This is a genomic window from Sphingomonas sp. CCH9-F2 (assembly GCF_001556735.1).
GTDB lineage: Bacteria > Pseudomonadota > Alphaproteobacteria > Sphingomonadales > Sphingomonadaceae > Sphingomonas > Sphingomonas ginsenosidimutans.
The window spans coordinates 1-6081 of sequence record NZ_LSJO01000108.1 but is presented as its reverse complement, the minus strand read 5'-3'; the positions used below and the strand labels follow the sequence as shown (position 1 = coordinate 6081).

The 6081-nt window shown below is 64.7% G+C and carries 6 protein-coding genes; 3 read left to right on the top strand and 3 right to left on the bottom strand.

Annotated elements, in window-relative coordinates; all coding sequences use genetic code 11:
• Window positions 1-45: 45 nt before the first annotated feature.
• Window positions 46-540 (bottom strand): hypothetical protein, encoded by a 495-nt coding sequence (locus AX685_RS03305; RefSeq protein ID WP_066485428.1) that lies wholly within the window; start codon window positions 538-540, stop codon window positions 46-48.
• 196 nt (window positions 541-736) lie between these two features.
• Between AX685_RS03305 and AX685_RS03300 the strand changes: the two genes are divergently transcribed.
• Genes AX685_RS03300 through AX685_RS03290 form a run of 3 tightly spaced genes read left to right on the top strand, consistent with a single transcriptional unit; the run spans window position 737 to window position 4223 of the window.
• Complete coding sequence (locus tag AX685_RS03300; RefSeq protein ID WP_066485425.1) at window positions 737-1369, top strand: hypothetical protein; 633 nt, start codon at window positions 737-739, stop codon at window positions 1367-1369.
• A complete protein-coding gene (locus AX685_RS03295) occupies window positions 1366-2193 on the top strand; it encodes a hypothetical protein (protein WP_066485422.1) in 828 nt (275 codons plus the stop codon). The genes AX685_RS03300 and AX685_RS03295 overlap by 4 nt, the downstream gene beginning before the upstream one ends.
• A complete protein-coding gene (locus AX685_RS03290; protein ID WP_066485420.1) occupies window positions 2190-4223 on the top strand; it encodes a hypothetical protein in 2034 nt (677 codons plus the stop codon). The genes AX685_RS03295 and AX685_RS03290 overlap by 4 nt, the downstream gene beginning before the upstream one ends.
• Window positions 4224-4444: 221 nt before the next feature.
• On the opposite strand, the gene arsH is transcribed toward AX685_RS03290, so the two are convergent.
• Both arsH and arsB read right to left on the bottom strand, forming a co-directional pair.
• On the bottom strand, window positions 4445-5191 hold the full coding sequence (arsH, locus tag AX685_RS03285) for an arsenical resistance protein ArsH (protein WP_066485418.1): 747 nt from the start codon (window positions 5189-5191) through the stop codon (window positions 4445-4447).
• Window positions 5191-6081 (bottom strand): arsenite/antimonite efflux transporter (gene arsB, locus AX685_RS03280; RefSeq protein WP_066485417.1); only part of this gene is annotated, 891 nt, incomplete at its 5' end. The genes arsH and arsB, both read right to left, overlap by 1 nt.

Here is a 6081-nt window from a genome sequence, read left to right as displayed (position 1 = left end):
CCACATCATCGCACAGCTACGCTGGTGCGGAGGTCGTCCACGACATCACGTCACGTCATCGACGTCACATTCGGCGCCGTTGAACACGTATTTGACCAGGCGCTGCGACACACCCTGTTCAGCGGTGCGGCGGGAATAGTATCGCACCCTCATGAACACACCCCGTTGGCCGTTCCGGTCGATGACCGGACCATCGTATTTGGGCAACGCAACAGCGGCATAGGGCCAATCGCGTTGCCGCGTCCGCGGCGGCGTGTGCCGTAGCGTCTTTTCCGGTCGTACCTTGGTGTTAAGCGTTCGCCACATCAGGCGGAAGCGATGGTCGCTCTCGCGTTGCTCGGCCGCGACGCTGCGCTCGGCGGCGCGCCATTCGCGAATCTCAATGCGCCGAAGCTGCTTTTCCCGCCGCTCGCCCTTCAACTGCAGCGACTGGGCAGCGGCATCGAGCTTCTTCTTTGCGAAACTGTTTGCGCTGTAGGTGGTCAGCTTCGACTGCCGGCCGAAATCGTCGCTGAAGAGCGCATCGATATAGCGATGCACCTTGGGTTGGGGGGCGTTTCGAGGAGCCCGGGAGGGGGATGAGATTTTCGCCATCGGTGAAACATTTCTTGCGCCAATCTTAGCCCCCCCAACTTCTACCCCCTCTGAAGTCGCGAACCCTCCCGGACACGTGTCCGGGAGGGTTCGCCAACCGACTCGTCGGATCATCTCGCTTCCACGAACGGGAGAAGCGAACATGAATTCGCAAACTGACGAAAACGCCGCTGGCCAGCCGGACATCGACCGCATTCTGAACGAGGCGGATGCCGCCGTCGCCCACCTGGGCGAGGGCCGCGCGGCCATCGCCGCGCGCCGCCGCGCGCTGATCGCGCCAAGGTACAAGACGGTCGTCGCCGAACCGACCGAGGTGCACAACAAGATCGCGCTCGGCGGCGTGCTGACCAACTACGGCCTGTCGGCGATCGAGGCCGACGCGCTCGCCGGGCTGCTGGCGTTCTGGGCCGACCAGGTGTGGTCGGACATGGACGAACTGATCGACATCGATCCTTCGGTGTCGTTTGGCCAGGCGATCGTGATGATGATCGACCGCTACGAGCGCGACCTGTCGTCGCGCGGATTGTACGAGACGTGGTGCCGCCGGCTCGCTGCCTATGACGCCGATCGTGCGGAGTGGCTCGCCCGCGACGAGGAATATCGGCTGGAAGGCGCATGGCGCGAAGAGGGCATGACGCGAGATCAACGCTGGCTGATCCGCGTGACCTGCCGCCTGCGGGCCATCGACATGCCGGGGCATCTGTCGCGCGGCAATGCCGCCGATTGGCTGGAGGTCCACGGCGCGAACATGAACTATCGCGAGTTTGTCGTGTGACCGCGTTTGTGTGGACCGATCGCGACGGGCAACGGCACGAGCTCGACACACCGGCTCACATCGAGGCCGAGGCCGCGGACATTGCGCGGGAGCTGGACCGCCACGTCAACATCCTTGACGGTGCGGATCGACCGCTGCGCGATACGGCGCGTACCGCGATCCGCAAGCTCCAGCCCAGGCTGGAGCAATTGCAAGCCGACCTCGCCCGTTGGAACGACCATGCGATCGCCGTTACCCGGACCCAGGCCGCAACCTTGGTCGAACAGATCGACCGATTGCCCACGATCATCGCTGACGTTCTGCTGGTGGTGGAGTTGCAGGTAGAAAATGCCCGTCTTCTGACGTCGGTCGGCGATGCGCCCGACGTGCTCGCGCGGACGCTGTCCGAGCCGATAACCGCGCTTCAAATCCGCGCGATCTCGGCATGCACGTCCCGCCCTGCGCCGCCGGGGCCGGCGACGCGGGGCGAGGCCAAGGAATGGCTCGACACCCAGCCTTCATTCGCACGCAACGAGCAGATCGATGGCGGCTGGTTCGCCTGGATCGATCGCAAGGGCCATGCCCATCGCCTGATCGATCCCCTGATGATCGAGCGTGAAGTCGTGGCGGTCGCCCGGGAGCTACGCGAACTGCGTCCGGCACTGATCGCCGGAACGCCCCCCAACGCGCTTTACACGGCGATGGATGCCGGGAGCGCTTCTTGGGCGCGGCTCATCATCCTAAGAGGGGATCTGGAGCGGTATGTGTTCGAGGCCACGGCCCGCGAGGACGCCGCTTGGGCGAAATATGCTGCCGACTGGCGGACGAAGAGGAAAAGGTCGTGACCGCATATTCTGGCCCCCTGTATGCCAAGCGTCTCGAGAAGGCCGGTGCCGGTGCGCAGGTGCTGGCGTTCCCGGGTATTTGGGTCATCGGCGATCGCCTAAACCACCGAGCAGGCGAGTGGTTCGATGGCGATCCCGATGCCGGGCTGGTGTCGGCGACGGTCATGAACCGAGCCGCGAAGGCTGCCATGCGGATGGCAGGCGTGCGCGATATCCTGGTCGAAGGGCATCCGGTGGTGACCGGATTGCTGGATAAGCTGTCGATCGATCGCGCGCATGTTCCCGGACCTGACGTCGATATCGTCGCCAAGCTGGAGAAGCTGAAGGGGTTCGCGATCGACGGCAAGATTGTCACGATCGATGGCGTGCCGGTGCCGGCGGGCAAGGCGCAGGCCGACTGGTTCGTGGTCCAGCGCTATCGGCCACTCTACGCCCCGGGGGCGTTGCCGCATCTGATCTATCGCCGTGATCCGGAGAACATCGCCGAAGTCGATCGCGCGACGCTCGGCATCCCCAAGTGTGACAAGGCCAGCCTCATCCATCTGCTCGCCTACGACGCGGCCAACGTCACCGACGAGATGCAGGAGGCACTGCTTTCGTACAGCACCGCGATCCACCGCGACTACCTGGTTGCGCTTCAGCGCGATCATACCGCCCTTTACGTCGCGATCTGGCGGCGGGACATGGCTGTGGCCAAGCGACTGCTGCGCATCGGCCGCCGTTGTGGGCCGTTGCCGCCCGTCCATCCGAAGAGCGTTCGCAAATTTGCGAAACACCTGCTCAACGGTACGGCGCTGATGAACGAGTTCGAGCGGCTGTTCGAGATTATCGAAAACATGAAGGTCGCTGGCGGTGCCACCCGCCAGTCGATCGACAAGGCATTGAAGTCGTCCGCTTCGCTGTCGGCGTTGCACGCCGCAAGCGACGCCGCGAGCAGATTCCTCGCCGGATCGGTCGCGCATGTTCGCAGCCTGCACCCGATGATGAATACCAAGTCGGCGAAGCCCAAGACGGCTGATCCGATCCTTGAGGCAGCGCGCACTGCGTTCGTCAATGCACGAGGCTATTGGGAGAAGACCGCACGGATCGAGTGGATCGACAGGAAGATGCCGGGGCAGTGGTATCTCGGTATCGAGCCGGCGATGCTCGCCTCGGTCGCGCTCATCCAGATGATCTGGAACATGGCGCGATGCGAAGACGGCTTCTGGCTGCGCGGCAAGCGTGGAAACGTGCCCGATACAGACGATGAGCGACGGGCGCTGGTCGTCGAACTGGCGGTGGTCATCACCGGCAACATCTGCTTGCCGACGGCACGGTCGATGCTGCCGCCCGATAAAGTCGACAAGGCGCTGGCCGCGCTGGCCACGCCGCGCAGCGACGAGGAATGGCGCGACGCCATCATCCCTATGCTGATCCGCAACCCCGCCCTGGCCGACCAAGTCGAGGCGCTGGTTCAAAAATCCGGCATGGCGTGGCCGGTCCCCGAAAATGCAGACTGCGATCGACCCCGACACTCCAGCCCCTATGATCGCGCCATGAAGCGCGCGCTCGTGTTGAAATCGCTCAACCAGCCCGGCTGGACGCAAGGATTCCTGTTCGAAGCCTGGCTGCGGCCCAATGCCGAGCTGGCGTTTCTGCGCAACTGCTGCCGGTATATCCGCTTCGACCAGGCCCAAGCCCACAAGCGCGACGCCTGGAACGCGACCCTGGCACAGGTCACCCACCGCGACGGACGGCCGATCACGGCGACCGACATTGCGACGGGGTTGCCGCGCCAACATCCACTCGAGTGCATCCAGGACCGGTTCCGCGATTCGTTCGACCGGATGCAAGTCGCCGACGGGGTCAGCGATCGCGCGGTCACGACCGCCCGGCAGCGCGCTTGGCGCGAGGCGGCCATTGCCGAGGTCGCCGCGCTACTGCCCGCGATCAGCCCGATCACCCTCGATCCGCAACTCGCCGAGCGCTGGTGGCGCGATCTCGATGAGAATCTGGTCTCCATCGCGGCAGAGGGCGCATGGAATATGTGACAGGATCAGCTTCCCCGCCCGGAGACCTCTACGGTCCGGCAAGATGCGATGCTGCCACGAGCGTAAATTGGACGCTGCGGCTTTCCCGTTTCTCCGTGACCGACGGTCTGTTTTGGGAAAAGCAATCGGGAACGTATTTCGGGAAACCGGACCTCGACGCCGCCCACGAGCGCGGGCCGACCGCCTAATTTCTCTGTATCGGTTCCCAATCAGGAAAGCCGTCAAGATTGCGGCGAGGTCGCGATGCTGGATAGGTCAGTGGCGGCTTTGATCGGCACGCCGGCTTCCTTTCGTTCGGAATAGCGATCGACCAGTTGTGCAGTATGAGGGCGCAGCAGGATGGTGAAGCGCACCAGCTCTTCCATCACGTCCACAATCCGGTCGTAATAGCTCGACGGCTTCATCCGCCCGGCATCATCGAACTCGGCGAACGCCTTGGCGACCGACGACTGGTTGGGGATCGTCACCATCCGCATCCAGCGGCCAAGCACGCGCAGCGTGTTGACGCTATTGAAGGACTGCGATCCGGCCGACACCTGCATGACCGCGAGGGTGCGGCCCTGCGTCGGGCGCATCCCGCCCATGTTGAGCGGCAGATGGTCGATTTGTAGCTTCATGATGCCGGTAATCTGGCCGTGGCGCTCGGGGCTGCACCACACCTGCCCCTCAGACCACATCGACAGCTCGCGCAGTTCGTGGACGGCCGGATGATCGTCGCCGGCGTGCTGGTCAGGGAGCGGCAGCGTAGCGGGATCGAAAATGCGTGTTTCACAGCCGAAGAAGCGGAGCAGGCGCGCCGCCTCCTCAACGCACAAGCGCGAATAGGATCGCTCGCGAAGCGATCCGTAGAGCAGGAGGATGCGGGGTGGCGGATCACCAGCGCCCAGCCCGAGGGCCGGGCGATCGAGCGCGTAACGCCGATCGAGCGCGGGCAGATGGTCGGGGTCGGCAAGGTCGCGGAGCGGCATCAGGCAATTCCAATCCGCAGCGCGAGCGCCGCCAGCGTGATGAGCAGGACAGGCACCGTCAGTGTGACCCCGACCCGGAAATAATAGCCCCATCCGATCCTGACGCCCTTCTGTCCCAGGACGTGCAGCCACAGCAGCGTCGCGAGCGAGCCGGTCGGGGTCAGCTTGGGGCCAAGATCGCAGCCGATGACATTGGCGTAGATCATCGCTTCCCTAACAGCCCCGGTCGCGTGGGTGGCGTCGATCGACAGCGCGCCCACCAGCACGGTCGGCATGTTGTTCATCACCGAAGAGAGGACGGCCGCGATGACGCCGGTTCCCAGCGCCGCACCCCACACCCCGCCTTGCGCGGTGCGATCGAGCAGCGCCGCCAGATGGTCGGTCAACCCTGCGTTCCGCAGACCATAGACGACGAGGTACATGCCGAGGGAGAAGATCACGACCTGCCACGGCGCGCCGCGCAGCACCTTGCGCGTCTCGATCACCTGAGCCCGCCCGGCGATCACCAGCAGCAGGATCGCGCCGGCAGCGGCGACGGCGCTGACCGGCACGCCGAGCGGTTCGAGCAGGAAGAAACCGGCGAGCAGGAGCGCAAGGACGATCCATCCGGCGCGGAAGGTCGCAGCGTCACGGATCGCGGCATCGGGCGCGCGGAGCGCAGCCACGTCGTAATCCTGCGGTATATCGCGCCGGAAGAAGATCAGCAGCGCGCCCAGCGTGGCGGCGATCGACACTAGGTCGACCGGCACCATCACGGCCGCATAGTTGCCGAACCCGATCTTGAAGAAGTCGGCCGACACGATGTTGACGAGGTTCGAGACGACCAGCGGCAGGCTGGCGGTGTCGGCGATGAACCCCGCCGCCATGACGAACGCCAGCGTCGCCTTGTC

Bases quoted from the DNA above. Each gene is read 5' to 3' on its own strand.
- AX685_RS03300 (WP_066485425.1), top strand. From the start codon at position 737: ATGAATTCGCAAACTGACGAAAACGCCGCTGGCCAGCCGGACATCGAC.
- arsH (WP_066485418.1), bottom strand. From the start codon at position 5,191: ATGCCGCTCCGCGACCTTGCCGACCCCGACCATCTGCCCGCGCTCGAT.